The 26,089-nt window shown below is 73.7% G+C and carries 27 protein-coding genes; 9 read left to right on the forward strand and 18 right to left on the reverse strand.

Annotated elements, in window-relative coordinates; genetic code table 11:
* Positions 1-100 precede the first annotated feature (100 nt).
* Both ACFV6D_RS26495 and ACFV6D_RS26500 read right to left on the reverse strand, forming a co-directional pair.
* Complete coding sequence (locus ACFV6D_RS26495) at positions 101-463, reverse strand: hypothetical protein (RefSeq protein WP_063350358.1); 363 nt, start codon at positions 461-463, stop codon at positions 101-103.
* Between the two features lie 179 nt (positions 464-642).
* Positions 643-870 (reverse strand): hypothetical protein, encoded by a 228-nt coding sequence (locus ACFV6D_RS26500; RefSeq protein ID WP_063350359.1) that lies wholly within the window; start codon positions 868-870, stop codon positions 643-645.
* A 437-nt stretch (positions 871-1,307) separates the two neighbouring features.
* Here ACFV6D_RS26500 and ACFV6D_RS26505 point away from each other — a divergent pair, with 437 nt between their 5' ends.
* A complete protein-coding gene (locus tag ACFV6D_RS26505; protein ID WP_063350360.1) occupies positions 1,308-1,511 on the forward strand; it encodes a cold-shock protein in 204 nt (67 codons plus the stop codon).
* Between the two features lie 352 nt (positions 1,512-1,863).
* Positions 1,864-3,306: a DEAD/DEAH box helicase gene (locus tag ACFV6D_RS26510; RefSeq protein WP_063350361.1), complete on the forward strand. Its 1,443-nt coding sequence runs from the start codon at positions 1,864-1,866 to the stop codon at positions 3,304-3,306.
* 94 nt (positions 3,307-3,400) lie between these two features.
* On the opposite strand, the gene ACFV6D_RS26515 is transcribed toward ACFV6D_RS26510, so the two are convergent.
* The 4 genes from ACFV6D_RS26515 to ACFV6D_RS26530 form a co-directional block, all read right to left on the reverse strand.
* Entirely contained in the window at positions 3,401-4,279 is an 879-nt protein-coding gene (locus tag ACFV6D_RS26515) for an alpha/beta fold hydrolase (protein WP_380561333.1), read from the reverse strand.
* A 158-nt stretch (positions 4,280-4,437) separates the two neighbouring features.
* Complete coding sequence (locus ACFV6D_RS26520; protein WP_380337442.1) at positions 4,438-4,848, reverse strand: hypothetical protein; 411 nt, start codon at positions 4,846-4,848, stop codon at positions 4,438-4,440.
* 195 nt (positions 4,849-5,043) lie between these two features.
* Entirely contained in the window at positions 5,044-5,973 is a 930-nt protein-coding gene (locus ACFV6D_RS26525) for a glutaminase (RefSeq protein WP_063350363.1), read from the reverse strand.
* A 176-nt stretch (positions 5,974-6,149) separates the two neighbouring features.
* Positions 6,150-6,851, reverse strand: coding sequence for a DUF3152 domain-containing protein (locus ACFV6D_RS26530; protein ID WP_380426782.1), 702 nt, complete (start codon positions 6,849-6,851; stop codon positions 6,150-6,152).
* Between the two features lie 459 nt (positions 6,852-7,310).
* Between ACFV6D_RS26530 and ACFV6D_RS26535 the strand changes: the two genes are divergently transcribed.
* Positions 7,311-7,526, forward strand: coding sequence for a heavy-metal-associated domain-containing protein (locus ACFV6D_RS26535; protein WP_063350365.1), 216 nt, complete (start codon positions 7,311-7,313; stop codon positions 7,524-7,526).
* A gap of 55 nt (positions 7,527-7,581) precedes the next feature.
* Here the strand turns inward: ACFV6D_RS26535 and ACFV6D_RS26540 are convergent, their stop codons facing one another.
* Positions 7,582-8,118 (reverse strand): DinB family protein, encoded by a 537-nt coding sequence (locus ACFV6D_RS26540; protein ID WP_380561334.1) that lies wholly within the window; start codon positions 8,116-8,118, stop codon positions 7,582-7,584.
* Between the two features lie 99 nt (positions 8,119-8,217).
* On the opposite strand from ACFV6D_RS26540, the gene ACFV6D_RS26545 reads away from it, so the two are divergent.
* The gene (locus tag ACFV6D_RS26545; RefSeq protein WP_380561335.1) at positions 8,218-9,192 is read left to right on the forward strand and encodes a helix-turn-helix transcriptional regulator; all 975 of its coding nucleotides are present in this window, start codon (positions 8,218-8,220) and stop codon (positions 9,190-9,192) included.
* A gap of 186 nt (positions 9,193-9,378) precedes the next feature.
* Here ACFV6D_RS26545 and ACFV6D_RS26550 read toward each other — a convergent pair whose 3' ends face one another.
* On the reverse strand, positions 9,379-10,713 hold the full coding sequence (locus tag ACFV6D_RS26550) for a PLP-dependent aminotransferase family protein (protein WP_380337427.1): 1,335 nt from the start codon (positions 10,711-10,713) through the stop codon (positions 9,379-9,381).
* Positions 10,714-10,901: 188 nt separating this feature from the next.
* On the opposite strand from ACFV6D_RS26550, the gene ACFV6D_RS26555 reads away from it, so the two are divergent.
* Positions 10,902-11,675: an enoyl-CoA hydratase-related protein gene (locus ACFV6D_RS26555; RefSeq protein WP_380561336.1), complete on the forward strand. Its 774-nt coding sequence runs from the start codon at positions 10,902-10,904 to the stop codon at positions 11,673-11,675.
* A 182-nt stretch (positions 11,676-11,857) separates the two neighbouring features.
* Here the strand turns inward: ACFV6D_RS26555 and ACFV6D_RS26560 are convergent, their stop codons facing one another.
* The 4 genes from ACFV6D_RS26560 to ACFV6D_RS26575 form a co-directional block, all read right to left on the reverse strand.
* Positions 11,858-12,349 (reverse strand): HPP family protein, encoded by a 492-nt coding sequence (locus ACFV6D_RS26560; RefSeq protein WP_380483578.1) that lies wholly within the window; start codon positions 12,347-12,349, stop codon positions 11,858-11,860.
* 145 nt (positions 12,350-12,494) lie between these two features.
* Complete coding sequence (locus ACFV6D_RS26565) at positions 12,495-13,406, reverse strand: immunity 49 family protein (RefSeq protein WP_380561337.1); 912 nt, start codon at positions 13,404-13,406, stop codon at positions 12,495-12,497.
* 124 nt (positions 13,407-13,530) lie between these two features.
* Positions 13,531-14,334 carry a maleylpyruvate isomerase family mycothiol-dependent enzyme gene (locus ACFV6D_RS26570; RefSeq protein WP_363370728.1) on the reverse strand — a complete coding sequence of 268 codons (804 nt, stop codon included), beginning with the start codon at positions 14,332-14,334 and terminating at the stop codon, positions 13,531-13,533.
* A gap of 83 nt (positions 14,335-14,417) precedes the next feature.
* Entirely contained in the window at positions 14,418-15,779 is a 1,362-nt protein-coding gene (locus ACFV6D_RS26575; RefSeq protein ID WP_380337412.1) for an aldehyde dehydrogenase family protein, read from the reverse strand.
* A 119-nt stretch (positions 15,780-15,898) separates the two neighbouring features.
* Here ACFV6D_RS26575 and ACFV6D_RS26580 point away from each other — a divergent pair, with 119 nt between their 5' ends.
* A complete protein-coding gene (locus ACFV6D_RS26580) occupies positions 15,899-16,348 on the forward strand; it encodes a MarR family winged helix-turn-helix transcriptional regulator (RefSeq protein WP_244293532.1) in 450 nt (149 codons plus the stop codon).
* An 18-nt stretch (positions 16,349-16,366) separates the two neighbouring features.
* On the opposite strand, the gene ACFV6D_RS26585 is transcribed toward ACFV6D_RS26580, so the two are convergent.
* The 3 genes from ACFV6D_RS26585 to ACFV6D_RS26595 form a co-directional block, all read right to left on the reverse strand.
* Positions 16,367-17,719 carry an erythromycin esterase family protein gene (locus ACFV6D_RS26585; protein WP_380561338.1) on the reverse strand — a complete coding sequence of 451 codons (1,353 nt, stop codon included), beginning with the start codon at positions 17,717-17,719 and terminating at the stop codon, positions 16,367-16,369.
* Positions 17,720-17,861: 142 nt separating this feature from the next.
* Positions 17,862-19,505 carry an amidohydrolase gene (locus tag ACFV6D_RS26590; protein ID WP_380561339.1) on the reverse strand — a complete coding sequence of 548 codons (1,644 nt, stop codon included), beginning with the start codon at positions 19,503-19,505 and terminating at the stop codon, positions 17,862-17,864.
* A gap of 48 nt (positions 19,506-19,553) precedes the next feature.
* Positions 19,554-20,186: a TetR/AcrR family transcriptional regulator gene (locus tag ACFV6D_RS26595; protein ID WP_063350376.1), complete on the reverse strand. Its 633-nt coding sequence runs from the start codon at positions 20,184-20,186 to the stop codon at positions 19,554-19,556.
* A gap of 71 nt (positions 20,187-20,257) precedes the next feature.
* On the opposite strand from ACFV6D_RS26595, the gene ACFV6D_RS26600 reads away from it, so the two are divergent.
* Positions 20,258-21,694, forward strand: coding sequence for a purine-cytosine permease family protein (locus ACFV6D_RS26600; protein WP_380561340.1), 1,437 nt, complete (start codon positions 20,258-20,260; stop codon positions 21,692-21,694).
* A gap of 271 nt (positions 21,695-21,965) precedes the next feature.
* Positions 21,966-22,628 carry a DUF6461 domain-containing protein gene (locus ACFV6D_RS26605; RefSeq protein ID WP_380561341.1) on the forward strand — a complete coding sequence of 221 codons (663 nt, stop codon included), beginning with the start codon at positions 21,966-21,968 and terminating at the stop codon, positions 22,626-22,628.
* A 76-nt stretch (positions 22,629-22,704) separates the two neighbouring features.
* Here the strand turns inward: ACFV6D_RS26605 and ACFV6D_RS26610 are convergent, their stop codons facing one another.
* Together ACFV6D_RS26610 and ACFV6D_RS26615 are read right to left on the reverse strand one after the other, a co-directional pair.
* Positions 22,705-23,925, reverse strand: coding sequence for an RNA polymerase sigma factor (locus ACFV6D_RS26610; protein WP_380561342.1), 1,221 nt, complete (start codon positions 23,923-23,925; stop codon positions 22,705-22,707).
* A complete protein-coding gene (locus tag ACFV6D_RS26615) occupies positions 23,922-24,293 on the reverse strand; it encodes a YciI family protein (RefSeq protein ID WP_063350380.1) in 372 nt (123 codons plus the stop codon). Before ACFV6D_RS26615 ends, ACFV6D_RS26610 begins: the two co-directional genes overlap by 4 nt.
* Positions 24,294-24,603: 310 nt before the next feature.
* Between ACFV6D_RS26615 and ACFV6D_RS26620 the strand changes: the two genes are divergently transcribed.
* Positions 24,604-25,524, forward strand: coding sequence for a polysaccharide lyase (locus ACFV6D_RS26620; protein ID WP_380561343.1), 921 nt, complete (start codon positions 24,604-24,606; stop codon positions 25,522-25,524).
* Positions 25,525-25,528: 4 nt separating this feature from the next.
* On the opposite strand, the gene ACFV6D_RS26625 is transcribed toward ACFV6D_RS26620, so the two are convergent.
* A complete protein-coding gene (locus ACFV6D_RS26625; RefSeq protein ID WP_380495348.1) occupies positions 25,529-25,933 on the reverse strand; it encodes a hypothetical protein in 405 nt (134 codons plus the stop codon).
* Positions 25,934-26,089: the final 156 nt, after the last annotated feature.

Consider the following 26,089-nt stretch of genomic DNA (forward strand, 5'->3'; position numbering starts at 1 on the left):
GGGTGGGGCGCGCCCCCGGCGCGCCTCCCCAGGGGGCGGCGCCGCGCCGGGGGGGTGTTTGGGGCGCGCCTGGGCCCCGCCCGGAGGTCAGGCTCGGAGGTCAGGCGTCGGAGTAGCTGAGGTCACCCACCGTCCAACTGCTCACGTCCTCGATGGCGATCCGGTACATGCCGCCGGTGTGGGGCAGTCCGAAGTCGCCCTGGAGGATCCGCGCCCGGTGCAGGTGCAGGTGCGTCGGCCGTGCGGGCACGCTGGCGGAGGGCGGGGAGAAGAGGGCGGCGAACGGCTTCAAGTGCTGTGAGGTGTGCAGGACTTCCGACACCCGCTCGAACCAGAGGGCCATCGGTGCGAGCCGGCCGGTGATGACCGCTCCGGGGACCACCACGGTCAAGGACATCTGGTTGCTGTGCTCGGACTCCACCATGGCGGCGATGTCAACGAGGAGCTCATCAGAGTTCGACATGCACCCAGACTATTGCGCCGCCGCCGGCTTCGGTGGCGTCGTGCACGGTTCGGTGCAGGCCGGGCGCGTGACCGTGCGCGCGGCCTGTCCTACGGCCTACGCACGGTCCGGCGTCCTGGGGAAGGTCTCGTGGATCTTTCCGGGGCCCGGGCCCTGGTGTCCCGGGAGAGAGCCCCGGGTCAGAGCTTCCACATCTCGGCGTACGGAGGGGTGAGTCGCTCCTGGCGGGAGCCGAAGTCGACGAGGACCGCGATGTCGCTGCCGTCCTCGACGTCGACGACCCGGCCGAGGCCGTGCTTGTCGTGGGTGACCCGGTCGCCCGCGGCGAACCGCTTGCGGGGCACCTCGGCCGGGGCTTTGAAGGGACTGGTGGGCAGGTGGCGCCGGACTGCCGGTGATTTCGTCATCCCGATCAGTATGCTCCGAAAAACCGGGGAGCGGACCCTTCCGGAGGGCCGGAACCCCGCCGGGTGACAGGGCAGGACCAGCCGGCCCCGGCTCGGCGGACCCGCCCGGCCCGAAAAATTTACCCGCCCGACCGGGCCCCGCCGCCGACCTCCCAACTGCCCTGGCGGCGCCACCCGTTGCCGATCCCGTCGGCGGGTGAGCCGCCCCCGTGGGGGAGGGGTCGGAAAGACCGGCTGCGGAACATCCACCGCGACGAGCCAGGGCCTGCTACAGTCGATTTAGTTGCAGTAGTGGTTCCCATGAACTTTGTGTGCGCCTGCTGATGTATTGCAGGCGCATTTTTTGTTTTCCGGCTCTTTCCCCGGCGGGTGCTCATCGCGGCGACTCGACGTCCGCACGGTGCGGACTTCGTACGTCTCTCGAAGGAGATTTTTTTATGGCTACTGGTACCGTGAAGTGGTTCAACGCGGAAAAGGGCTTCGGCTTCATCGAGCAGGAGGACGGCGGCGCTGACGTCTTCGCCCACTACTCGAACATCAACGCCCAGGGCTTCCGTGAGCTGCTCGAGGGCCAGAAGGTCGAGTTCGACGTCACGCAGGGCCAGAAGGGCCCGCAGGCCGAGAACATTCGCCCGCTGTAGTTCTCTGCCACGGCACTCGCCTGGTAGCGAGGGGCCCGCACCGTGCACTACGCCCGGTGCGGGCCCCTCGGCCGTTCCACCCCCCATCGCCTCCGGCCGTCCTGGCCGCCAGGCCGCCCCGGCCGTACCGGGCCCTGTGGATCCGCCTTCGGCCGTCGTCCGCCGTCCCGCGCGGGCCGTGTTGCGCCGACCGCGCACCGGCGCCCGCCCACCGGTGGCTGCACCGTCCATGCCTCGCCCGGCCGCATCGTCCGCGCCCCGCCCGGCACATCTTTGGCCCGTTTCTTGTGATCTCCGCGCGCCCGCGCAGCGGAGCCGACCTCGCGACGTGCCGTCCTGAGGAAGGTTCCGTATGAACCGCTCGAACCGCCCGTCGCACCGCAGCCCGCACCGCCGGACCGGAGGCCCGAACCGGGCCCAGGGCCGCTCCTCCCAGCAGGAGTTCGAACTCCCGGCCAGCACCACCCCCGCCCTGCCCGCCGTCGAGTCGTTCGACGAACTGGACATGCCCGCGGCCCTGTTGAAGACGCTGACCCGCCAGGGCGTCACCTCGCCGTTCCCCATCCAGGCCACCACGCTGCCGAACTCGCTGGCCGGCCGCGACGTGCTCGGCCGGGGCCGCACGGGCTCCGGCAAGACCATCGCCTTCGGTCTGGCCGTGCTGGCCCGCACCGCCGCCCGTGCCGCCGGCCGCAAGACCGAGCCGGGCAGCCCGCTGGCCCTGGTGCTGGTCCCCACCCGGGAACTCGCGCAGCAGGTCACCGAGGCGCTCACCCCGTACGCGCACTCGGTGCGGCTGCGGATGGCGACCGTGGTGGGCGGGATGTCGATCGGCCGCCAGTCCCAGGTGCTGCACCGGGGCGCCGAGGTCGTCGTCGCCACCCCGGGCCGGCTGAAGGACCTGATCGAGCGCGGCCACTGCCGACTGGACGACGTCGACATCGCAGTCCTGGACGAGGCCGACCAGATGGCCGACCTCGGCTTCCTGCCGCAGGTCACCGAGCTCCTCGAACAGGTCGCCGAAGGCTGCCAGACGCTGCTCTTCTCCGCGACCCTGGACCGCAACGTCGACCGCCTGGTGCGCCGCTTCCTCAAGGACCCGGTCACCCACTCGGTGGATCCGTCGGCCGGAGCGGTGACCACCATGGAGCACCACGTGCTGCATGTGCAGAACCACGACAAGAACACCCTGATCGTCCGCATCGCGGCCCGGGACGGCGGGGTGATCATGTTCACCGACACCCGGGACCGGGCCGACGCGCTGGTCGAGGACCTGCTCGCCAACGGGGTGAAGGCCGCGGCCCTGCACGGCGGCAAGTCCCAGCCCCAGCGCACCCGGACCCTGGAGCAGTTCCGCACCGGCCAGGTCACCGCGCTGATCGCCACCAACGTCGCCGCGCGGGGGATCCACGTGGACGGCCTCGACCTGGTCGTCAACCTGGACCCGCCGGTCGACCACAAGGACTACCTCCACCGGGGCGGCCGCACCGCCCGGGCCGGCGAGTCCGGCACCGTCGTCACCCTCGTCCTGCCCAGCCAGCGCCGCCAGATGGCCCGGCTGGCGGCCACCGCCGGGATCGCCCCCACGGCCACCCGCGTCCACTCCGACGACGACGAACTCGCCCGGCTCACCGGCGCCCGCGTCCCGACCGGCATCCCCGTGACGATCCCCGACCCGGTCGTCGAGCGTCCCCGCCGCTCCGCCCGGGGCGCCGTCGGTGGTGGCCGCCGCCGTCCTGCCGGCGCTGCCGCCGCCCGTCATCCGCGCTCCGTGAAGTCCGCCGCGCGGTCCTGACCCGGTTCGCGCCGGTCCCGGTGCGAACCGGGCCCGGTACGACGGCCCCGTGCTCCCCGCCCCGACGGGCGGTGGAGCACGGGGCCGCTCGCGTTCAGGCCCGGGGCGGGCCGCCTTCCTCGGCGAGGAGGAAGTCGAGGGCCGGCCGGGTCTGGTCCCTGAGCAGATGGCCGACCTCGGGGAGGAAGGTGACCGAGACCCGGGGGGCGGCCCGCTGGAGCCGGCGGCGGGTGCCGTGGGAGTCGATGAGCCGGTCGCGGCCACCGATGGTGACCTGCACCGGCATCTCCAGGCCCGCCAGGTCGCCGTCGGTGACGACCGGCAGCTTCTCCCGGCGCGGCCGGAAGTGCTGGTGGATGAGCAGCACGTACTCGCCGAAGGCGCGTTCCTCGGCCGTGGGCGGGACGGGGGTGGGGGCGGGGCCCAGGGCCAGTCTCAGCATCGTGCGCCGCCCCCAGTCCCCGAACGGCAGCACGAACAGCGCGGCGACCAGCACCCCCCGCTTCTGGCGGCCGATCCCGCAGGGGCAGCGCAGCGCCAGCCGGTCCACCCGCTGCGGGCGGCGGATCGCGTAGTCGAGTGCCAGCAGCCCGCCCAACGACGTCCCCACGAAGGCGGCGCGCTCGACGTGCAGCGCGTCCAGTACGTCGTCGAGCCACAGTGCGTGCGCGTCGGAGTGCAGTTCGGGGCGCACGGGGGCGCTCAGACCGGGCTCGCCGATCACGTCGACGGCGTAGACGCGGAAGTGCCGGGCCCACAGGGCCACGTCGTCCGCCCACATCGCCGCGTTCGCCCCGGAGCCGTGCAGCAGGACCAGGGGCGCCGCGTCCTCGGGGCCGCAGGCCAGGACGAAGGTCGAACCCTGACGGGTGGGGACGTGCAGCCGTTCGGCGGGCACGGGCCAGCGGTCCAGGAGGGCGGTGTACTCCCGGGCGAGGACGCGGGCGCCCTCGTCGGAGGTGTAGATGGTCATGCCGTACTCCACTCGCTCGATAGGGTGGTATCTATCCTTAAACTACTGCGAGGAGTGAAGTAAAGGTAATTTTAGGGAGTGATGGGGAGTGCTGCCTCAAGCGGAAACGACTCCGGCCCGGCCGCCGTGGGGGCGACCGGGCCGGGAGGCGGGAAGGCTCAGGAACGCTTGGGCGGCAGCACGGCCAGTGCGAGGAGGAGCACCAGGACGCCGCCGCAGGCGTTCCAGAAGCCGTTCTCCAGATTGCCGATCCCGAGCGAGATCGGCTTCAGCTCCCGCCCCTTCTGGTACACCCAGAGCACGCCGGTGACCACCGCGACCACGGCGGCCAGGAGCAGGCCCGGGCGCGAGCGCACCAGCAGCGCCAGCACCGCGATCGCCGCGGCGACGGCCAGCAGCAGGAACATCGACATGCCGGTCGACGTGGTGCGGGTGGGTGACATGCCCCGGAACAGGTCGGCGACCGGTACGGACCTCGGATCGCTCTTGGCGTACCAGGGTTGGAACGAACTGAGCACCAGCCCTGCCGCGCCGGCCAGGGCCAACAAGCTTGCTACGGCGGTTCGCATGGGACGGGACCCCCACTTTCCTCTTGGTCGTATGCCTCATGGCCGGCCGATCGTCATCACGATCGGCGCCCCCGCCTGGAGCATGCCATGGACGACCGGCCGGTCGGTGCCCAACAGCCCGATCAACGCCACAAGTTAGGCGACGGACGGGTGCGGCGGGCGAGCCCTCGGAACGCCGGGGCGGCAGCCGACGGGTCAGAAGATCGAGCAGCCGGAGAGGGTGGTCAGGGCGTCCAGGGCGGTGACCGCGGCCACCGAGTTGCCGGCCTGGTCCAGCCGGGGGCCCCAGGCGCAGACCGCGGCCCGCCCGGGCAGTATGGCGAGGACGCCGCCGCCCACGCCGCTCTTGCCCGGCAGCCCGACCCGGAAGGCGAACTCGCCCGCCGCGTCGTAGGTGCCGCAGGTGAGCAGGACGGCGTTGACGCGCTTGGCCTCGCTGCGCGACATCAGCCGGGTGCCGTCGGTGCGCACCCCGTAGCGGGCCAGGAAGGAGCCGGCCAGGACCAGGTCCCGGCAGCTGGCGGACACCGCGCAGTGCGCGTAGTAGTGGTCGAGGACGGTCTCGACCGGGTTCTCCAGATTGCCGTGGCTGGCGATGAAGTGGGCCAGGGCGGCGTTGCGGTGGCCGTGTTCCGCCTCGGACGCGGCCACGACCGGATCGGTGTCGAGCAGCGGGTTGCCGGACTCCCGGCGGAGGAACTCGCGGACCGCCCCGGCGGCGTCGCCCGTCATGGTCTGCAGGCGGTCGGTCACCACGAGCGCGCCGGCGTTGATGAACGGGTTGCGCGGGATGCCGTGCTCGCTCTCCAGCTGCACCAGCGAGTTGAAGGGATTGCCGGACGGCTCCCGCCCCACCCCGCGCCAGACCGTGTCCCCGCCGTGGGCCAGGGCCAGCGCCAGGGTGAACAGCTTCGAGACGCTCTGGACGGAGAACGGCTGCTCCCAGTCCCCGATCCCGTACAGCTCGCCGTCGACGGTGGCCACCGCCATGCCGAAGGCGTCCGGGTCGACCGTGGCGAGGGCCGGGATGTAGTCGGCGACATGCCCTTGGTCGCCCGTCGCCCGCGCGGCCGCCGCCGCGGCATCCAGCAGCAGCCGGTAGTCGAGCTTCTCTCCGGCGGGCATACCGTTCAACGCTGTTCCTCCATGAGCACGATCAGGACCACGACCTGGTCCGATACAGGATTATCCGTGCTCCGGGGTGTGCGAAGGATCGCCGGTGGCGGCGTGGGGCCGCTTCACGGCGGGCCGCTTTGCGACCCAAAAGGCAATCAAGTCATATTCTTGACCGGGTTCATCCGTCAGGGGGCGGAGGTGGGGGCCTGGACGGGCGGGCCGGTGAGGAGGGTGCCGGTGTCGGAGTAGGGCCAGCCGTTCGGGACGCAGCCGTGCAGGCCCTTGATCTGCTGCATCATCACCGGTGCCGGCTCGCCCGCGCCCGGGCAGTCGACGTGGCCGTTGCCGAGGACGTGGCCGACCTCGTGGTTGACGGCGAGCGCGTGGTAGAGCTCGGGCTTGCCGACGTAGAACTCCGACAGCTCCGTCCAGCGCTTGAGGTTGATGACGACCTGGTGGCCCACGCCGCAGTTCACCGTGCCGCCGGTGTCCAGGCCGTACTGGCCGCAGATCCGGTCGGTGGTCTCCGGGGTGGCCAGGTAGACGGTGAAGTCCACCGGGTCGGCGGGCATGCGCTGGAAGGACGCGGTGCCACCGGCGGCCCAGCCGTGCTGGACGTTCCCGAGGACGGCGTCGACCTCGGCGGCGAACTGCCCGGGGCTCTCGGCGATCCCGTTCTCCGCCCGCACCTTGTAGCGGTACAGGTGCTCGCCGGTGCCGAAGCGGGGCGAGCCGCCGGCGGCCGTGGTGAACTCCATCGGCTTCGGCCCGTCGCCCGGGGCCCACGGGTGCCACCACAGCAGGCCGCCGGTCACGGCACCGGCCACCACCAGGGCGAGCGCGCCGTGCCAGAGCCTCAGGCGCCGGAATCCGGTGAACCCCTTCATCGGCCGACCCCGGCCGCGAGGCGCGCCCTCGCTCCGGTGGTCGGGTCGGGTCCGGTGGACCCGCCGGGTATGGAGGTGTGGGGCGTCGGGGTGGGCATGGCGGTGACAGGCTCCTGGGCGGGTTCGGTCGGGATCAGACGAGTCTAGGCGGCGTTCGAACAAGTTTCGGACGAGTCCAGACGGGTTCGGACGGGGTTCGGACGGGGTTCGGTCGCGGAAAGGAAGGGCGTTATGGGGAGGAACGGGCGAAAGCGGACCACCGGTTCAGCCGGTCGATGACGGCCCGTCGGTCGCGCGGCCCGATCGGTTCCCGGAACCACTCGAAGGTGCCACCCGTGCGGCGTGTCCCTCGGCGTCGGCGGCGCTTTCCGCTGTCGTGGTGCACGTTGATCACCGGCCGCGCCCGAGCGGGCCCGGCCGGGCTTCCCCATCCCACCCCACCCCACCGGAGGCACCGCCATGTCCATCACCACCGTCCTCACCGTCGACGGCATGAGCTGCGGCCACTGCGAGAAGACGGTCAGCGCCGGGCTGGCCGCCCTCCCCGGCGTCACCGAGGTCAGCGCCGACGCGCCGACCGGCCGCGTCACCGTGGCGTCCGCGCAACCGCTCGACGACGCCGTGCTCCGTGGCGCGGTCGGCGGGGCCGGTTTCACCTTCGTCGGCCGGGGCTGACCCGCCCCCGGCAACCGGCCGAGCGGGAGGGCCGGCCCCGGGCCGTAGACCGGGGTCAGCCCATGCTCTTCGCGCCGTCCAGGGCCTCGCGGATGATGTCGGCGTGGCCCGCGTGCTGGGCGCTCTCGGTGGCGATGTGCATCAGCACCTGGCGGGCCGACCATTCGGCGCCGGCCTCGAACCAGGGGGCCTTCGGCAGCGGCTGGGTGGCGCCCAGGTCGGGGAGGGTGGCGACCAGGTCGTCGGTGCGGCGGGCCACCTCGGCGTACTCGGCCAGGACGCCGGCCAGCGTCTCGCCGGGCAGCAGGCGGAACTCGTCGGCGCGGCGGGCGAAGTCGGCCTCGGTGAAGCTGCTGAAGTCGGGCATCGCGGACGGGCCTTCCACGATGAAGTCCACCCAGAACCGCTCGACCGTGCTCACGTGCTTGATCAGGCCGCCCAGGCACAGTGCGCTGACGGTGGTCTGCAGGCCGGCCTGCTCGTCGGTGAGGTCGCGGGTGGTGAAGCGCAGGAAGTGCCGCTGCTTGGCCAGGGCCGCCAGCAGGTCGGCGCGCTCGCCGGTGGCGGTGCTGTTGTTCGGGGTCGTGGTCATGGTGGTGGCCTTCCGTTCGGTTCCTGCTCCTTCGGACAAGGTCCACGCTAAACGCGATAGCGGCCACTTTCTGTCCTGAATTCCGGGATGATGGGAGTCATGGCGAACACCAGCACCCGGACGCTGCGACTGCTCTCCCTGCTCCAGACCCACCGTTATTGGCCTGGCGAGGAACTGGCCGACCGGCTCGGGGTCTCGATCCGCACCCTGCGCCGCGACATCGACCGACTGCGTGAACTCGGCTACCCGGTGGAGGCGCAGCGCGGCGTCGACGGCGGCTACCAGCTCGCCGCGGGCGCCGCGCTGCCCCCGCTGGTGATCGACGACGAGGAGGCGGTCGCCCTGGCCGTGGGCCTCCAGGCCGCGGCGGAGAGCCCGGTGGAGGGCATCGCCGAGGCCTCGGTACGGGTGCTGGCCAAGGTGGTGCAGGTGATGCCCGCCCGGCTGCGGCGCCGGGTCGAGGCGCTGCGCGCGGTGACCGTACCCGTCGGCGAGGGCGCCCCGGCCGGGTCGGGCGTCGACCCGGACCGGCTCACCGTGGTCGCGCTGGCCTGCCGGGACACCGAGCGGCTGCGCTTCTCCTACACCGCCGCCGACGGCCGGCACGCCGAACGGCAGGTCGAACCGCACCGGCTGGTCTGCCTGCACCGCCGCTGGTACCTGGTCGCCTACGACCTCGACCGGCAGGACTGGCGCACCTTCCGGCTCGACCGGCTGAGCGCGCCGCAGGGCGGCGGCGTCCGGTTCGGGCCCCGTTCGCTGCCCGCCGCCGACGCCGCCGAGTTCGTCCGGGCCGGTCTCAACGGCGTGCCGCGCCCGTACCGGGTGGCGGCGCTGGTGGACGCCCCGGCCGCGACCGTCCGCGCACAGGTCGGCCGGTGGGGCACCGTCGAGGAGGTCGACGCCGGGCGCTGCCACCTGGAGATGACCGCCGACTCCCTGGACTGGCCGGCCATGGCGCTCGGCTCGCTGGGCGCGGACTTCCGCGTCCTCGGCCCGCCCGAACTGCTCGACCTCGTCGGGGAGTGGGGCGCGCGGTTCTCCCGGGCCGCGCGGCGCGGCGCGGGGGAGTAGGGCACCGCAGCAGGGCGTCGGAGCAGGACGTCGGAGCAGGACGTCGGGCGGGCCGACTTCTCGTGCGGGTGGTGCTGCGCGTGCGTGCGGTGCTGCGGGTGCGGTGGGGTGCTGCGCGTGCGGCGGGTCGGTCCCACAGCGGGCAGGGCTACGGGCAGGCCTGCGGGCCGTGCGCCGCGAGAGGCCTCACGGCGGGATCGCCTCGACGGCCGCGCGCAGCCGCCCCAGCACGCCCGCCAACGCGTCCAGCGGCGGCGTGGCCAGCGCCAGCCGGACGGCCCGGGGGCGGTGCGGGCCGGTGGCGAAGGCGTCCGCCGTGGACACCAGGATCCCCTCGCCCGCGAGGACGGCCGCGACCCGGTCGGGCCGCTGGTGCTCCGCCAGGCCGAGCCACACCAGGTACGAGGCCGGGTGCGCCGTGACGTCCAGGCCGGCCAGGGCGGTGGCGGCGATGCGCTGGCGGGCGGCGGCGTCCGCGCGGCGGTGCCGCTCCAGGCGGGCGACCGTGCCGTCCGCGAGCCAGCCGGTGGCCAGCGCCGTCACCAGCCCGGGCGCACCCCAGGCCGCGGCGCGCAGGCTGCTGGTCGCGGCCCGCAGCAGGCGCCCGGGCAGCACGGCGAAGCCGAACCGCAGGCCCGGGGCCACGTTCTTGGACAACCCGGCGACGTAGCAGGTGTGTTCGGGCGCCAGCGCGTGCAGCGGCGCGGGCGGCGAGGTCTCCAGGAAGGCGTACGTGCCGTCCTCGATCAGCACGCAGCCGCGGGCGGTGGCGATCGCGGCCAGCCGGTCGCGCTGCGCCCGGTCGAGCACCCAGCCGAGCGGGTTGTGGACGGTGGGCATGGTGTACACCGCGCGGACCGGCCGGGCGCGGCACAGCCGCTCCAGCGCGTCGAGGTCCGGTCCCGTCGCGGTGACCGGGACGGGCGCCAGGTCGAGGCCGTGGGCGGCGGCGAGCAGCTTCACCCCCGGGTAGCTGAGCGCGTCGACGGCGAGGACGTCGCCGGGCCGGGTGAGCGTGCGCAGCACGCAGTCGAGCGCCTGCTGCGCCCCGCTGGTCAGCAGCACGTTCTCCGGGGCGGTGTCGACGCCGCGCCCCAGCAGGTACCGGGCCACCACCGCCCGGTCGTGCCGGTGGCCGCCTGGCGGGTGCTGGCGCAGCAGCGCCTCGGCGTCGCCGGAGGAGGCGAGTGTGCGCAGGGCCTGCCGGAGCAGGTCCCCCTGCCCGGGGGCCAGCGGCTGGTTGAACGACAGGTCCGCGACCCGGGGCACCGGGAGGGCGCGCGAGGGTTCGATCCCGTCGTAGCCGGAGCGCGTCCGGACGAAGGTCCCCCGGCCCTGTTCCCCCACCACCAGCCCGGCGGCGGCGAGTTCGGTGTAGACGCGGGTGGCGGTGGCCAGGGCGATCCGCCGCTCGCGGGCGAGCCTCCGATGGGTCGGCAGCCGGGTGCCGGCCGGGAGCGCGCCGGAGCGGATGGCCGCCGCGTACTCGTCGACGATGGCCTTGTAGGAGGGCGGTCGCATGCGGCACCTGCCGTCGTGGGGCGATGAGGGTCCAGGGTGTATCCAGGACAATAACTGGATTGTCCTGGAGGGTTGTTCCTAGCCTCGGTGCCGTCCGCAACCGGGCGGGCGCCGTGGGGGCGCCCGCCACCGCGCGGGCGTCCGCCGGGTTGCGGGCGTCCGCGCCCAGGCGAAACGGAGCACCCGGCATGACCGTCCGCAGCGAGCGGGACCAGCACGTCGTCACCCTGACCATCGACCGGGAGCAGAAGCTCAACGCCCTCGACTACCTGACCATCGACGCGCTGCTCGCCGAACTCGACCGCGTCGACGCCGACGACACCGTCCGAGCGGTCGTGCTGACCGGCGCCGGGCAGCGGGCGTTCAGCGCGGGCGCCGACATCCCGTCGCTGGCCGGGAGCATCGCGGGCGGGCCCGAGCGGGCGCTGCGCGAGGTCGTCCGGCGCGGCCACGCGCTGACCCGGCGGATCGAGGAGTTCCCGAAGTCGATCGTCGTCGCCGTCAACGGCCTCGCCTACGGGGGAGGGTGCGAGCTCACCGAGGCCGCCCCGCTGGCCGTCGCCGCCGAGCACGCGACCTTCGCCAAGCCGGAGATCTCGCTCGGCTTCCCGCCGCCGTTCGGCGGCTCCCAGCGGCTGCCGCGACACGTCGGACGCAAGCGTGCCCTGGAGCTGATCCTGACCGGCGATCCGATCCCGGCCGCCCGCGCCGCCGAGATCGGACTGGTCAACGCCGTCGTCCCGGCCGGCGAACTGCTCGACGCGGCACGGGGCCTGGTCGACCGGATCATCCGGCACGCGCCGACCGCGGTGTCCGCCTGCCTGCGGGCCGTCACCCGCGGCATCAACCTGCCGATCGACGAGGGCCTCGCCGTCGAGGCGGCCTGCTTCGCGGCCACCGTGCCCACGGACGGGGTGCGGGAGGGGCTCCGGCGCTTCCTGGACCGCCCGGCCGCCGGCTGAGACCGGCTCGCGCCCCTGGTGCCGGTGGTTCCGGGCTGGACTCGGCGTTCTTCGGCCAGGACGACGGCAACGCGGACGGCCGGGCCATCCGATCGGATGACCCGGCCGTCGCGGCTCACGGGCGCGGCTGGCAGTCGCGGCTCACAAGGGGGGTGCGCAGCGCTTATTGGGGGCGTGCGCGCTCACCAGGACACCGGGTAGCGGACGGGGTGCCCGCCGATCCGGCCGGGGAGGAGGCCGATCGCCACCAGGATGCCGGTCGAGAGGACCAGCAGCGGCAGGAACGGCAGGGCGGGCGGGGCCTGGAGCACCACGACCACGGCGCTCGCGACGGCCGGGGAGTGGGAGAGGTGGGTGAGCATCATCGCGCCCAGTGCGAGACCGGCGGCTATCGCGGCTCCCCAGGCGGTGCTGCCGGTGACCGCGAGGGTGGCGTAGCCGATCAGGGCGGACAGCAGTTGGCCGCCGACGACGTTGCGCGGCTGGGAGATCGGAAGCCCGGGGGCGCCGTGCACCAGGGCGGCGCTGGCCGCCACCGGCGGGATCAGCAGCGGCTGGTGGACCACCATGCCGATTCCGGCCAGCAGGAGCAGGGCGCCGACGGCGAAGACGGAGGCCCGCAGGGCGTGCAACGGGTGCGGCCTGGGGGTGTCTGCGGGCTGTGAGGTGGGCATGCGTGGGCGACTCCGGATGGGTGACGGGGGACCACGGGATGATAGGCGCACTGTCGCTCGAAAGGTGGGATGTTTCGTCTGTTGGACAACCACTGAACACTCCGTGGACGGACAGGCGGACGGACGGGCGGCTTCGGTGGGGCGGTCAGAGCGACGGGGGCTGTATGAGCGTCGCCGGGAGGTAGCCGGAGGAGAGGCCGAGCTGCCAGCCGTGTGCCTGGACGGCGAGTGCGGCCAGGGCGATCGGGATGACCGGGAGCAGGCTGCGCGGGGCCGCGTCCGGAGCGCTGCTCTCGCGGTGCTGGTCGAGGCGGGCGGCGAGGGCCCGCTCGAAGGTGCTCTGGTCGTCGTCGAGCAGGACGCGCAGCAACTGCTGGTCCGGCGTGAGCCGACCGGCGGTGTCCAGCGCCCGGGCGGCCGCAGTGCGCTCCTCGGCGTCCGGTTTGCGCAGGGGCACGGGGCCGGGGGCGACCCAGGGTGAGACGGCGGTCGGTACGACGTAGAGGTAGGAGCAGAGCGCGTCCAACTCGGCGAGGCTCGCCGGATCGGAGGTCGAGTCCAGGTCCGAGTAGGGCAGGCCCTTGCGGACCGAGGGCCCGTAGTCGTCCTTCAGCAGCGGGCCGAGCATGCGGTGGCGCTCCTGGATCAGGCCGCTGATCACGCACATCGCGAAGGTGTCGACCCAGGTGGCGGCCGTGGGGGCGAAGTCGATGGTGTCGCCGAAGCTGGTCTCTTCGCTGGTCAGCGTCTCGCCGATGAACGGGAAGGGGACCTCGAAGTCGCCGCGGGGGAAGCATCCGAGGGCCAGCACGCCGAGGGAGCACTCGGCCGCGGTCTCCAGGATGACCCGGGCGGGGTAGCCGCTGAGCGGCCGGCCCCCCAGGGTGAGCGCGCCGATGTGGTCGAGGAGCTCCTCGCCCATCGTCCGGATCTCCTTGATGGCCAGGCGGCCGTAGTGGATCCGGTACCAACTGGCGAGGGCCCGGTCCTCGATGCCCTCCAGGGCCTGGGTGATCCGCTGGGGTGCGACCTGGTGGCGCGTGACGTCGACGTCCACGATCCGATGCCGCCTTTCCTTGATCGTCTGTTGACGGAACGGCACGCTAGCACCGGCCACCGACAGTCGATCACCCGTACGGGGGAGGGGCGGCGGCCCGGCCGCCGCCCCTCGTCCGGGCAGGTCAGAACGCCGAGTTGGCGCACCAGTGCGCGAGCAGTTCCTCGTCCCCACGCACGTCGAGGCGGGCGGAGGCCAGGTCGAGCCGGCCGTACAGGAGCAGCAGCAGATCGGCGGCGCTCGCGCGGACGGTCGCGTCGGCCTCCGGGCCCGGGCCGTCCGCGTCGAGCCCGAAGCGGTCGAGTCCGAAGCCGTCGGGCCGCAGACGGATCAGCCAGTCGCCGCCCGCGGCGGTGGCGTTGCCGTCGGTGGCGTTGCCGTCGGTGCGGGTGAAGCGGATGGTGCGGTCCGCGCCGCGCAGTTCGGCGATCCCCGGGGCGAAGAAGGCGGCGAAGGGCAGGTTGGTGAGGAATTCGGACACTCCGTCGGCGGCCAGCTCCGGGTCGAGCACCGGGGTGCGCCCGAGGGCGAGTTCCGCGTCGGCGCGGTGCACCAGGGTCTCGAACAGCATCCGCCGTACCCAGAAGCGGGCGTGCTGGTCGGCGCCCCAGGCCCACATCGGGGCGTCGAGGTCGGTCTCCGCGAACGCGGCGCCGGCCTCGGCCGCGGCCTCCGCCAGCCAGGCGGGGTAGCCGTCCGGCCCGGCGGGCAGCCGCAGGTCGACCTCGCGGCTGCGGGGCGGCTGCTGGATCCGCTGCCGGAGCAGGACGGTGAACCAGCGTTGCACGCTGCCGGTGTGGCGGGTGAGGTCGGTCAGTGTCCAGCCGGGGCAGGTGGGCACCGGGGTGGTCGGGTCGGCGTCCTGGAGGGCGGCGACGAGGCGGGCGGTCTCCGCGGCGACGGCGGCGCCGTGGTCGATGGTGGTCATGAGGGTGCTCGCTCGGTGTCGGGGTGGCGGGGCGGGGAGAAACGGTCGGACCAGGGGGAAACGGTCGGACGAGGGGGAAACGGTCAGGCGAGGGGCTTGTCGACGACGGCCTTGGCGTGGCTGAAGGTGTCGAGGGAGTACTCGCCGTGGTAGCGGCCCATGCCGCTCTCGCCGACGCCGCCGAACGGCAGCTCGGGCATGGCGAGGTGGGAGACCGGCAGTCCGAAGGTGAGCGCGCCGGAGGAGGTCTCCTCGGTCAGCCGCTGCTTGGTGTGCGCGGACTCGGTGAAGGCGTAGAGGGCGAGCGGCTTGTCGCGCTCGTTGATGAAGGCGATCGCCGCGTCGAGGTCGGGCACGGCGACGATGGGCAGGATCGGGCCGAAGATCTCCGCCCGCATCACGGGGGCCTCGGGGGAGACGTCGGCGAGGACGGTCGGGGCGAGGTAGCGGTCGGCGCGGTCGTGGGTGCCGCCGGTGACGGTCCGACCGTCGCCGAGCAGCGCGGTGAGCCGGTCGAAGTGGCGCTCGTTGACGATCCGGCCGTACTCGCCGCCGGCCGCCGGGTCGTCGCCGTACAGCTCCCGGACGGCGTCGGCGAGGTGGGCCTCCAGCGCGGGCGCGCTCTCGCCGATGGCGAGGACGTAGTCGGGGGCGACGCAGGTCTGGCCGGCGTTGAGGAACTTGCCCCGGGCGATCCGCCGGGCGGTGACCGCGAGGTCGACGTCGGGTTCGACCACCACCGGGCTCTTGCCGCCGAGTTCCAGGGTGACCGGGGTCAGGTGCCGGGCGGCGGCCGTCATGACGATCCGGCCGACGGCGCCGTTGCCGGTGTAGAAGATGTGGTCGAAGCGCTGCTCCAGCAGCGCGGTGGTCTCCGGGACGGCGCCCTCGACGACCGCGACGGCCGCCGGGTCGAGGTAGCGCGGGAGCAGCCGGGCGAGCGTGGCGGAGGTCGCGGGGGCGAGCTCGCTGGGCTTGAGGACGGCCGCGTTCCCGGCGGCCAGTGCGCCGACCAGCGGGGACAGGGCGAGCTGGAGCGGGTAGTTCCAGGGCGCGATGATCAGGACCACGCCGAGCGGGTCGCGCACCACGCGGGCCGCGGCGGGCCGGAAGAACTCGGGTACGGCGGCGGGCTTCGGCCGCAGCCACTGCTCCAGGTGGGCGACGGTGTGGTCGAGCTCGTTGAGCGTGAAGCCGATCTCGGTGCGGTAGGCCTCGGCGGTGCTCTTGCCGAGGTCCTCGTGCAGGGCCTGGAGGAACGCCTCGGACTGCTCGGTGAGCAGCGAGCGCAGCGCCGCCAGCTGGGCCTGGCGCCAGGCGAGCGGCTTGGTCCGGCCGGTGTCGAAGGCGGCGCGCAGGCGGGCGACCGTGGCGGCGGCGGTCTCCGGGGCGGTCTCCGGGGCTTCCGGGACGGCTTCCGGCGTGGCGGCGGGGGTGTGGTTCATGAGGGTCTCGCGGTCCTTCCAGCTGACTTGAGGACGTCGATGGTTTATGACCTCAAGCATTCTTGGACGGTAAACCTCAATGGTTGAGGATGTCAAGCAATGTGCCTATGCTCGACACCGTGCACCAGAACCCCCACCCGGACCCACCGGCCACGCCGATCGAGCTGATGGATCAGCTCGCCCGGGTGGCCGCGGCCTACTACCGCCACTTCGCCTCCGCCGCGGCCGGGCACGGGCTGACCCTGATGCAGGGCAAGACCCTCAGCCTGCTCACCCGGCCGCGCTCCATGCGCGCCCTCGCCGGTCTGCTGTCCTGTGACGCCTCCAACGTCACCGGAATCGTCGACCGGCTGGAGGGCCGCGACCTGGTCCGCCGCGAGCCCGACCCCGCCGACCGCCGGGTCAAGAGCATCGCCCTGACCGACCGGGGCGAGCAGACCGTCCGGCTGATCCGGGCCGACCTGATGTCCGGCCTGACCGCGCTGGAACAGCTCTCCGGCCAGGACCGGGCCGCCCTGGGCGCGCTGCTGGACCGGGCGTTCCCCGAGACGGCGGCCCCGCCGGCCTGAGGCGGGGCCGGAGTCAGGTCAGAGCTTCTCGGCCTCGTGGACCTGGTGGAGGTGGATGAGGACGTCGTGGGCCCGCCCGAGGGCGACGGAGGGCAGCGGGTCCTTCGTGAACGTGGACCCGGCCTCGTAGACGGGTCGGGCGGTGTCCAGCCAGTCGCGGACCACGCGCGGGGCGGTGCGCAGGTCGACGTAGTAGTCCTGGCGGCGGACCTGGTCCAGGGTGTACTCGTTCATGCCGGGCGTGGCCGCGGGCACGGTGTTCTTCTCCCAGTCGGTGCCGAGGGCGGCGCCCATGGTGAGGAAGGAGCCCCGGTCGAAGGTGAACCCGATGTTCAGGTACTCCGGGCCGAGGGTGTCGCGCAGGATCGCGCCCTGCGTCCTGGGGTACATCTCGGGATCGCTGGCCAGGTAGCCGACGTGCCCGTTGTGGGCCGAGAGCAGCATCCGGTCGCCGGTGTGGCGCTGCCACCACGCGGTGTTGTCGGCCATGGCCTGGTCGCGGAGGACCTCCGCGGCGTTCACCGAGGCCTTGTCGGTGAGTTCGAAGGTGGCGAAGGCGAAGGTCTGGGCGATGATGCGGGCGTGCTGCACGGCCCAGTCGTACTCCTCGCCGCCGGCGCCCTTGGCGGCGGTGACCAGGTCCAGTGCCTGCTGCGCCTTGGCGGCGTTCTCCTTCCGCTCGGCCACCGGCCGGTTCATCAGGTAGGCGACGGTGTCGTCGAGCGGGCGCAGGCCCGCGTACAGCCCGTCGACGCGCGCCAGGGCCGCGGGGTCGGTCTTGCGCAGGTAGGCGTCGACCCGGGCGAAGACCTCCTCGCCGAGCTTGGGGGCGCCGACGTCGTCGCCCATGAAGTGGACCGGGCGCTCCGGGTGCTGGCGGTTGTACTCGCGCATCCAGCTGATCAGGTCCACGAACTCCTGGCGCTCCCAAGGTGATTGGCCCAGCTCGTCCTTGACGATCTGCCGGGCGTCGCCCTTGCCGTCCTGGAGGTACTTGTCGATCTTCAGGCCCGCCGACCAGCTCATCTCCAGGGCGAAGGTGGTGAAGCCCTTCTCCTGGACCAGGTAGCGGAAGACCCGCTCCTTCATGGTGAAGAACTCGTGCGAGCCGTGCGTGGCCTCGCCGAGGCCCACCACCTTGGCGTCCCCGACCATCGCGCCGAGCGCCCGCAGGTCGCTGGTGCTGCCGCCGGGCTCGGTCGACCGCAGCGGGTGCGCGGACCGCTCCAACGCGCGGACCACCGTGCCCCGTTGGCCGTCCGCCGCAGGGGCGGCGGAGGCCACCGGGGCCAGCAGCGCGGTGCCGGCGGCCGCCACCGTCACCGCGATCAGTCCGCGCCGGCCGATCATCCGCTTGTTCGCCGTGGTCATGATCTCTCCTCAGTTTCCTTGTCCCGAAAGCTCGGTGAGATGATCATCGTTCGCGGCGAGGGTGCGGCGCGCTGGGGCCGACCGCCGGGTTCTTCGGGGGGATAACCCCCGACCTGCGTCGATGCGGGCTCCGCCCGGTGGGTCAGAGCGCCGCGGCGCGGTGCGTCGGGCGGCCGTCCAGGACGGTGAGCAGCACGGGGACGTCCGGCAGTTCGGTGGCGGGGGTGGTGAGCGGGTCGGCGGCCAAGGCGGTGAGGTCGGCGCGGCGCCCGACGGCGATCCGGCCGGCCTGCTGCTCCTCCCCGGCCGCGTGCGCGGCGTTGACGGTCATCGCCCGCAGCGCCTCCAGGGCGGTGAGCGCCTGCCCGGGGTGGTGCGGCGGCTGGGTCAGGTCGCGGCTCGGGCGGCGGTGGCGGGCGCCGGCCAGCACGCCGAGCGGCGGGTAGGGGGCGATCGGCCAGTCCGAGCCGAGCACGACGGTGGCGCCCGCGTCCCACAGGTCGCGGCAGCGCCAGGCGCGGTCGGCGCGCTCCTCACCGAGGCGGCGGGACCAGTTGTCGGTGTGGTCGGCCCGGGTGAAGTCGCAGCAGTGGGTGGGCTGCATGGAGGCGGTCACGCCCAGCTCGGCGAAGCGCCGCACGACGGAGTCCGGGACGGTCTCGATGTGTTCGATCCGGTGCCGGACGGTTCGCGCCCCGGCGGCGGCCGTCCCCGGGGCCTGCGCCGAGGCCGCGGCCACGGCGTCGAGCGCGTGGCGGACGGCGGCGTCGCCGATGGCGTGGGTGGCGGTCGGCACGCCGGCGCGGTGCAGGTGCGCGATGACGCGGGTGTACTCCGCCGGGTCGGGCCAGAACGCGTGGGTGGACTCGCCGTGGCAGTCCGGGCGTTCCAGCCAGGCGGTGCCGTTGTCGATGGTGCCGTCCATGAACAGCTTGACGCCGTCGACCCGCCAGAGCCGGCCGCCCCGGTGCTGCTGCTCGACGAGGGCGCGCAGCCCGTCCGCGTCCACCCCGGGCTGGCACCAGGGGGCGACCCGCAGCCGCAGCGGCAGGTCTCCCGCCTCGTCGAGTTCGGTGTAGAGGTCGAGGCTGTCGCCGTTCGCGTCCATCGCGTGGCCGCCGGTGAGGCCGGCGGCGGCCATGGCGGCGAGCGCGGCGGCCAGGCGGGCGCGGCGTTCGGCCCGGGTGGGCTGCGGGGCGGCGCGTTCGACCAGTTCGCAGGCGGCGTCCTCCAGCAGCAGGCCGGTGGGGCGCCCGGTCGCGTCGCAGACCACCTCGGCGGCCTGGGCGAAGCTGCGCGGGCCGTCGACGCCGGCGAGTTCCAGGGCGCGCGGGCTGGCCAGCATGGAGTGGGCGTCGAAGAGTTGGAGCAGCGCCGGGACGCCGTCGAGGACGGGCGCGAGCGCGGCGGACTCCACCGGCCGGTCGCCGAAGACGTTCGGGTCCAGGCCCCAGGCGTGCAGCCAGGCGCCGGGGGCGAGGGTGCGGACCTCGGCGGCGAGGGCGGCGCGGACCCCGGCGAGGTCGGTGCAGCCGGAGAGGTCGAGGCCGTGGGTGAGTTCGGCACCGGTGACCGGGTGCAGGTGCCCGTCGACCAGCCCGGGGGTGACGACGGCGCCCTTCAGGTCGACCACCGTGGTGGCGGCGTCGGCGAGCCGGCGGATCTCCCGGTCGTCGCCGAGGGCGGCGATCCGGCCGTCGGCGACGGCCAGGGCGGTCTGCGGGAGGGGGCCGCCGGTCGCCGGGTCGAGCAGGCGGGCGGACAGGAGGACGAGGGAGGTGCGCACATCGGCTCCAACGGTGCTGCGGGGCGGGGGAGTTGAGGGGTGGAGTGGTCAGTCTTTCCAGGTGAGGGAGCCGTCGGGCAGGCCGAGTTCGCGTTCGGCGGTGGCCACGGCGAGCCGGGTGACGGCGGAAGGGTGGTCGCGCAGGCCGGTGTTGGCGTGGGCGGCGAGGCCGTCGATCACTACCAGGATCTGAAGAGCCGTCACATCGACGTCATCGGTGCGGAATTCACCCTGGGTGACGCCCGCTTCGATGACGCCGCCGAGTCGTCCGCGCCAGCCGGCCTGCTGCTCCAGGACCCGGTCGCGCAGGACGGGCCGGTAGCGGCTGAGGTGGCGGGCGTTGATCCAGAGCCGGCTCATGTCGTCGTAGGCCGGCCCGGTGGCGCGGGCGAAGAACCGTGCGAGGTGGTGCAGCGGCGACCCGTCGTGCGGGTCGGCGGGCAGCAGCGTCTCCAGTTCGGCGGTGGCGGCGCTGCCGAAGGCCTCGGCGACGAGGTCCTCGACGGCGGGGAAGTAGTGGCTGATCAGACCGGGTCTGACGTCGAGCTGCTCGGCGATCCTGCGCAGCGTGATGCACTCCAGGCCCTCGGTGAGGGCGACGGCGGCGGCTGCCTCGACGATCTCCGCCCGCCGGTCGTCGGCGGATTTGCGGACCCGTTTGCGCTGAACGCTTGACGTCATGTGCCGGATGCTATTGAGTGTGCGACCAATAAGCAAGCAGGTGGGCACGACACCCCCACGGAGGGCCCCCAATGGCGTCCACGCTCCCGGACCACCCCCACCCCGACACCCGCGCCGCCGCGCCGCTCCAGCAGGAGCGGGCCGGCCGGGTCGAGGTCCACGGCATCGACCACATCCCCGAGACCGAACGGCGCGGCCGCGCCCGCGAACTCTTCCCCGTCTGGGCGGCGGCCAGCGTCAACTACCTCAACCTGGTCGTCGGCGGCGCCCTCGTCCTGGCCGGGCTCGACCTGCCCCAGGCGTTCGCGGTGGTCGTCGTCGGCAACCTGTTCTGGCTGGGCACCGGCCTGTTGGCGGTCTCCGGACCGGCCGCGGGCGCGCCCAGCGAGGTCATCACCCGCGCGATGTACGGCGTCCTCGGCAACCGCGTGAACAACGCCGTCACCGGTTGGATGATCTCCGTCTGCTACTTCGCGCTCAACCTCGCCGCGGCCGCCGTCGCCGCGTTCTCGCTCGCCGAGCAGGCCGGGATCACCCCGACCACCCCGATCAAGATCGCCATCGTGGTGGCCATCGTCGTGGTGACGCTCACCATCAGCGTCTACGGCCACGCCGCGATCCTCCGGCTCTACCTGCCGATCACCCTGGCGCTCGCCGCCGCCTTCGCCGTCGTCGGGTACGTGGTGCTCCGGCACGCCGACTTCGGCTACACGCCCGCCGAACCGCTCTCCGGCACCCGCCTGTGGTCCGCCGTCCTGGCCGGCGTCACTCTGATCGCCTCCGGCCCGCTGTCCTACACCACCAGCGCCGACTTCTCCCGCTACCTGCCGCACACCACCTCCCCGCGCGCCGTCCTCGGCTGGACGGCCCTCGGCGGCTTCCTGCCCAGCGTCGCCGTCGGCGGCCTGGGCGTACTCGCCGCCAGCGCCGTCGACATGACGGACCCGCAGGCCGCCCTCCAGCGGATCCTGCCCGGCTGGTTCGACCCGGTCTTCCTGCTCGCCCTGGTCGTCGGCACGATCGCGGTCAACGCGCTCACCGCCTACAGCGCCGGCCTCGCCCTGCAAGCCGTCGGCATCCGGATCCGCCGCACGCTCAGCGTGCTCGTCGACGGCACCGTCGCCGTCTGCCTCACGCTGTACGCGCTGCTGGTCTCCAACTTCCTCGACACCGTCAGCAACGTGCTCCAGCTGACCGTCGTCCTGCTCGGCCCCAGCACCGCGATCTACGCCACCGACATCCTGCTGCGCCGCAACCGCTACGACGGCCGGGCGCTCACGGACGAGACCCCGGGCAGCCCCTTCTGGTACCGGGCGGGCGTCAACCCGGCCGGTGCGCTCGCCCTCGCGGCCGGGGTGGCCGGCGCCGCGCTGTGCGTGGACACCCTGTACACCGGGCCGGTGGCCGCGCTCGTCGGCGCGGACCTCGCGCTGCCGGTCGGCATGGTCGTCGCGGCGGCGGTGTACGCGGCGCTGATACGCGGGAAGCTGAACCGCCGGGGCGCTTGAGCGCCTGAGCGCGGCCGTCCGACGGCCCCCGTCGAACTGACCTTCCTCCGAAGGGTGCTGAGGGCGACCGGCCGGGACGCTTCCGGGGGCCGCCGGTTGAACGGGCCCCGGCAGCCGGACAGAACAACCGGAGGACAGCCCAGCAGGGCGTCAGTCAGTGGCAGAGCCACGACCACCAGGGACCCGGTTAGAACTATCAGTGTCAGTGGCGTCCGTTAGGGTGCGGACCGGCGGCCCGGCCACGCGGGCCGGCGCGAGGTGAGGGGGCGTCATGACGGACGGTACCGAAGGGGCGGGGGGCGAGGAGGGCATCCGGTGGCTCGCGGACGCCGGGCGCTCCGTCGACGGCGTCCTGTTCGCCCGGGGGATACCGCCGCAGGAGCTCGCCCGCCGGATGGGCGCCGATCCGGCCGCCGCGGCCGGGCCGCTCAGCGGCACCGAGGTGTGGGACCTCGACATCGAGGTGTTCCGCCCGAGCGACGACGGCGACGGCGTGATCCGGGTCGGCGAGTCCGGTGACTGGTCCTTCGCGGTCGAGTACGGCGACTCCACCGGCGGCGAACGGCTCACCGAGATAGCGTGCGACGGGGTCGAGGTGGTCCACTTCCGCCCGATGCCGGACCACCCGCCGGCGCTGCTCGACTACGCCCGCGACGGCGCCGTGCTGTGCGGGTTCGGCCTCGCCGAGGAGCGCTGGCGCTGGGGCCGGGAGCCCGACCTGCTGGTCCCCGAGCTGGTCGCCGCAGGCGTCCTGGAGCCCGACGGGATCACCCGCGGTCCCGGGGGCGAGCCGCCCGCGGCCGTCCGCCGCCGCACCCTCGGCGCGGTCGGGCGGCGGTTCGGGCTGAGCCTGCCCCGGGCCGTCCTCGGCGAACTGCGGCTGCCGACGTACGCGGTGCGGGGCAGGCCGGGGATGGAGCCGCCGGGTCGTTGAGCCGGGGCCGGCCCCGGGCCGTTCCCATGGTGGCCCTGGCCGCGCGCCGGACGTTTTGGACGCCCCGGAGGTGCGTTCAGCCGGAGCGTGGCCCGGTCCGGGCGGCCCGGGCCTCCAGGTAGCGCCGCTCGGCGAGGCTGGCGGTGGCCTTCGTGGCGCGCCGGTAGTGCTCGTGGGCGCCGGCCGGGTCGCCGGCCTTCTCCAGCAGGTGCGCCCGGACGGACAGCAGCCGGTGGTGCCCGGCCATCCGCCCGTCACCGTCCAGGGCGGACAGCAGGGCCAGCCCGGCGGCCGGGCCGTCGGTCTCGGCGAGCGCGATCGCCCGGTTGAGGGTGACCATCGGGTTGGGCGCGATCCGTTCCAGGATCAGGTAGAGGGCGTGCACCTGGGGCCAGTTGGTCTCCTCGGCGGTGGCCGCGTCGGCGTGCGTGGCCGCGATGGCGGCCTGCAACTGGTAGGGCCCCAGGGTCGGGCCGGCCAGCGCCGCCTCGGCCAGTCCGACGCCCTCGTCGATCAGCGCCCGGTCCCAGGCCTTGCGGTCCTGCTCGTCCAGCGGTACCAGGTCGCCGGCCGGGGTGGTCCGGGCCTCCCGGCGGGCGTGGGTCAGCAGCATCAGCGCGAGCAGCCCGGTCACCTCGTCGTCCCCGGGCAGTTGCGCGTGCGCCGTCCTGGTCAACCGGATCGCCTCGCGCGCGAGGTCGGGGCGGTGCAACTCCGGTCCGGAGGTGGCGGTGTAGCCCTCGTTGAAGATCAGGTAGAGCACGTGCAGCACGACTCGCAGCCGTTCCTCGCGCTCCGCGCCGTCCGGCAGGGCGAACGAGCTGCCGGCGGCCCTGATGCGCTGCTTGGCCCGGCTGATCCTGGCCGCCATGGTGGCCTCCGGCACCAGGAACGCGCGGGCGATCTCGGCGGTGGTCAGACCGCCGACCGCCCGCAGCGTCAGGGCGGTCCGGGAGGCCGCGGTGAGCGTCGGATGGCAGCACAGGAACAGCAGGACGAGCGTGTCGTCGGTGTCCGGCACCTCCGGCGGCACCACCTCGGCGGCCGTCGCCGACTCCCGGTCGCGGCGCGCGCGGTCGCGGCGCAACTGGTCGATGAGCCGCCGGGCCGCGACGGTCACCAGCCAGCCGTGCGGATTGTCCGGCACCCCCTCGGACGGCCACTGCACGGTGGCGGCGAGAACGGCCTCCTGGACGGCGTCCTCGCACCCTTCGAACCGGCCGTACCGGCGAACCAAGGTGCCGAGGACCTGCGGCGTGAGCGCACGCAGCAGGTCCTCGAAGTCCGGTGCTGTCATGCCTCCAAGTGTCCGTCGGCGAACATCACCTGCCGCACCTCGACCCCCAGGCCCTCGATCGCGGTGTCCGGGATCAGCGCCGCCAGCGCGATCGCCCGCTCCTTGTCCTCGCAGTCGATCAGGTAGAAGCCGCCCAGGTACTCCTTGGCCTCCAGGAACGGGCCGTCGGTCACCACCGGCTGGCCGTTGCGCACGGTCACCACGGCGGCCTGGGTCGGATCGACCAGTGCCTGGGTGGTGATCAGCTCTCCGGACGCCTTCAGCGCCTCGATGAACTCGCCGTGGCCGTGGCCGATCGCCGCCTTCTCCTCGTCGGTCAGCGCGTCCATCACGGCCGGGTTGATGTGCAGGCTGATCAGGAACTTCATCTCGTGCTCCTCGTGGTTCGCGGGCCCGGCTGGGCTCCTCGACCGGTGGTCGGAGCCGTCGCCGCGGTCTTGACGTCCTCCGCCGGACGTTCGGAGGAATCTTCGCGGCCGCATCGCCACCTCGCACCTCGCACCTCGCGCGTCTCCGCACGGCCCGCATGGGGAGGGCCGGGGGCCGGGGACCGCGCCCCGCCGTCACCCGGGAGTGTGATGGTCACGTCACATCGGGCGCCGCTACTGTGATCCGGTGGCGGAGCGTCACATGGAACGGGTGGGCCGTCCCGGCCCGGTCCCGTCGGGAGGGGCAGTCATGAAAAGCACTCGTCGTGTGTTCGGATCGGTGCTCGCGGCCGCCGCCCTGGCCGCCTGCGCCCCGTCGACGTCGCCCGCCGCGGCCTCGATCGCCGCGCCGGCCGCCTCGGGGTCCGAGGGAGCGAGGGGAGCCGCACCGGCCGCGGTGGCGAGCGGGAAGACGGCCTGGACCGGCCAGTTCCGCGGCTACGGGACGGACCAGTGGAAGCACGCCTGGGGCGCGGTCGACCAGGGGACGTGGGGCGGTTCGGACTTGAGCGCGGTCGACGACGCGGCCGCTCCCGGGGGCGGCTCGGCGCTCCAGGTCACCTACGGCGCCGGGTCCTCCTCCAACCAGTGCGCCGACTGCCCGAACCCGGGCGGCGGCCAGTTCTACACGGATCTGACCAGCCTGGGCCTGTCCGCCCTGGCCCAGGGCAAGACGCTGGACCTGAAGTACTCCCTCAAGTTCCCGGCCGGCCGGGACTGGGGCAAGGCGGGGAAGCTGCCCGGACTGTACGGCGGCAGGATCGGCGAGGAGTCGGGCGGCAACCACGGCGCAGGCTGGTCGACGCGCTACATGTGGCGCGGCGCCAAGGGCGTGCCGGACAACGGCGAGGTCTACCTCTACACCCCGACCAACTCCGGCCCGACCGGCTACGGGGTGGACGAGGGGCTCGGCGACTGGCGGTTCCAGGCCGACGGCGCGTGGCACAGCGTCGAGCAGCTGGTCGACCGCGGCACCGGGGACGTCACCGTCTGGTACGACGGCCGCCAGGTCTACGCGGCGCGCGGGGTGGCCTCGGGCATCGGCGGGATCCCCTTCGGCGGCGTGTTCTTCTCCACCTTCTACGGCGGCCACGACACCAGTTGGGGCCCGGCGAGCACCCAGCGTGCCTACTTCGCGGACTTCTCGCTGTCCTCCGGCGTCCAGCACTGACCCGTCAGCCGACTGTCACCGTCACGGTGAAGGCCCGCTGGCCGGGCGGGCAGGCCAGCGCCTCGCCGCAGGTGGTGCGGTGGGCGGAGAGACGGGCCGTGCCGGGGGAGGCGGCGAGGAAGCCGGCGGTGACCTGGCCGCAGCCGCCGCCCGGCCGGCAGGAGGGGGCGGGGGTGGTCGCGGTGGCGGTCGGACGCAGCGTCCGCGGGCTGTCGCCGGCGGCCGGGGACCAGTAGGTGCTGTGCAGCTCGACCCGGATGACGGTGCCGGGTGCCACCCGCACGGTCGTGCCGTCGGCGTGCTCGTCGAGCACCAGGGCGGGCGGGCCCGGCGCGGCGGGGCCGGTGTTCGACGAGCAGCCGGCCGCCAGGGCGAGCAGGGCGGCTGCCGCGATCGTTCGCACCGTCACGGCTCTCCTCCTTCACAGGGCGCGATGTTGTCGGGGCGCGGTGTCCTTGGGGCGCAGTGTCCTTGGGACGTGGTGCCGCCGGGGGGGGGGGGGGGGGGGGCGCCCGCCCCCCGCCGGGGGGGGGGGGCGGCGGCGCGCAGCGACACCAGCAAGGCC

The organism is Kitasatospora sp. NPDC059812 (genome assembly GCF_042732075.1).
In the GTDB taxonomy this organism is placed as follows: domain Bacteria; phylum Actinomycetota; class Actinomycetes; order Streptomycetales; family Streptomycetaceae; genus Kitasatospora.

Bases quoted from the DNA above. Each gene is read 5' to 3' on its own strand.
- ACFV6D_RS26500 (WP_063350359.1), bottom strand. From the start codon at position 870: ATGACGAAATCACCGGCAGTCCGGCGCCACCTGCCCACCAGTCCCTTC.
- ACFV6D_RS26555 (WP_380561336.1), top strand. From the start codon at position 10,902: ATGACCGTCCGCAGCGAGCGGGACCAGCACGTCGTCACCCTGACCATC.
- ACFV6D_RS26540 (WP_380561334.1), bottom strand. From the start codon at position 8,118: ATGACCACGACCCCGAACAACAGCACCGCCACCGGCGAGCGCGCCGAC.
- ACFV6D_RS26520 (WP_380337442.1), bottom strand. From the start codon at position 4,848: ATGCGAACCGCCGTAGCAAGCTTGTTGGCCCTGGCCGGCGCGGCAGGG.
- ACFV6D_RS26595 (WP_063350376.1), bottom strand. From the start codon at position 20,186: ATGACGTCAAGCGTTCAGCGCAAACGGGTCCGCAAATCCGCCGACGAC.
- ACFV6D_RS26615 (WP_063350380.1), bottom strand. From the start codon at position 24,293: ATGAAGTTCCTGATCAGCCTGCACATCAACCCGGCCGTGATGGACGCG.
- ACFV6D_RS26600 (WP_380561340.1), top strand. From the start codon at position 20,258: ATGGCGTCCACGCTCCCGGACCACCCCCACCCCGACACCCGCGCCGCC.
- ACFV6D_RS26525 (WP_063350363.1), bottom strand. From the start codon at position 5,973: ATGCCCGCCGGAGAGAAGCTCGACTACCGGCTGCTGCTGGATGCCGCG.
- ACFV6D_RS26620 (WP_380561343.1), top strand. From the start codon at position 24,604: ATGAAAAGCACTCGTCGTGTGTTCGGATCGGTGCTCGCGGCCGCCGCC.
- ACFV6D_RS26515 (WP_380561333.1), bottom strand. From the start codon at position 4,279: ATGACCATCTACACCTCCGACGAGGGCGCCCGCGTCCTCGCCCGGGAG.
- ACFV6D_RS26610 (WP_380561342.1), bottom strand. From the start codon at position 23,925: ATGACAGCACCGGACTTCGAGGACCTGCTGCGTGCGCTCACGCCGCAG.
- ACFV6D_RS26575 (WP_380337412.1), bottom strand. From the start codon at position 15,779: ATGAACCACACCCCCGCCGCCACGCCGGAAGCCGTCCCGGAAGCCCCG.
- ACFV6D_RS26495 (WP_063350358.1), bottom strand. From the start codon at position 463: ATGTCGAACTCTGATGAGCTCCTCGTTGACATCGCCGCCATGGTGGAG.
- ACFV6D_RS26570 (WP_363370728.1), bottom strand. From the start codon at position 14,334: ATGACCACCATCGACCACGGCGCCGCCGTCGCCGCGGAGACCGCCCGC.
- ACFV6D_RS26510 (WP_063350361.1), top strand. From the start codon at position 1,864: ATGAACCGCTCGAACCGCCCGTCGCACCGCAGCCCGCACCGCCGGACC.
- ACFV6D_RS26535 (WP_063350365.1), top strand. From the start codon at position 7,311: ATGTCCATCACCACCGTCCTCACCGTCGACGGCATGAGCTGCGGCCAC.
- ACFV6D_RS26585 (WP_380561338.1), bottom strand. From the start codon at position 17,719: ATGACCACGGCGAACAAGCGGATGATCGGCCGGCGCGGACTGATCGCG.
- ACFV6D_RS26550 (WP_380337427.1), bottom strand. From the start codon at position 10,713: ATGCGACCGCCCTCCTACAAGGCCATCGTCGACGAGTACGCGGCGGCC.
- ACFV6D_RS26560 (WP_380483578.1), bottom strand. From the start codon at position 12,349: ATGCCCACCTCACAGCCCGCAGACACCCCCAGGCCGCACCCGTTGCAC.
- ACFV6D_RS26530 (WP_380426782.1), bottom strand. From the start codon at position 6,851: ATGAAGGGGTTCACCGGATTCCGGCGCCTGAGGCTCTGGCACGGCGCG.
- ACFV6D_RS26545 (WP_380561335.1), top strand. From the start codon at position 8,218: ATGGCGAACACCAGCACCCGGACGCTGCGACTGCTCTCCCTGCTCCAG.
- ACFV6D_RS26605 (WP_380561341.1), top strand. From the start codon at position 21,966: ATGACGGACGGTACCGAAGGGGCGGGGGGCGAGGAGGGCATCCGGTGG.
- ACFV6D_RS26505 (WP_063350360.1), top strand. From the start codon at position 1,308: ATGGCTACTGGTACCGTGAAGTGGTTCAACGCGGAAAAGGGCTTCGGC.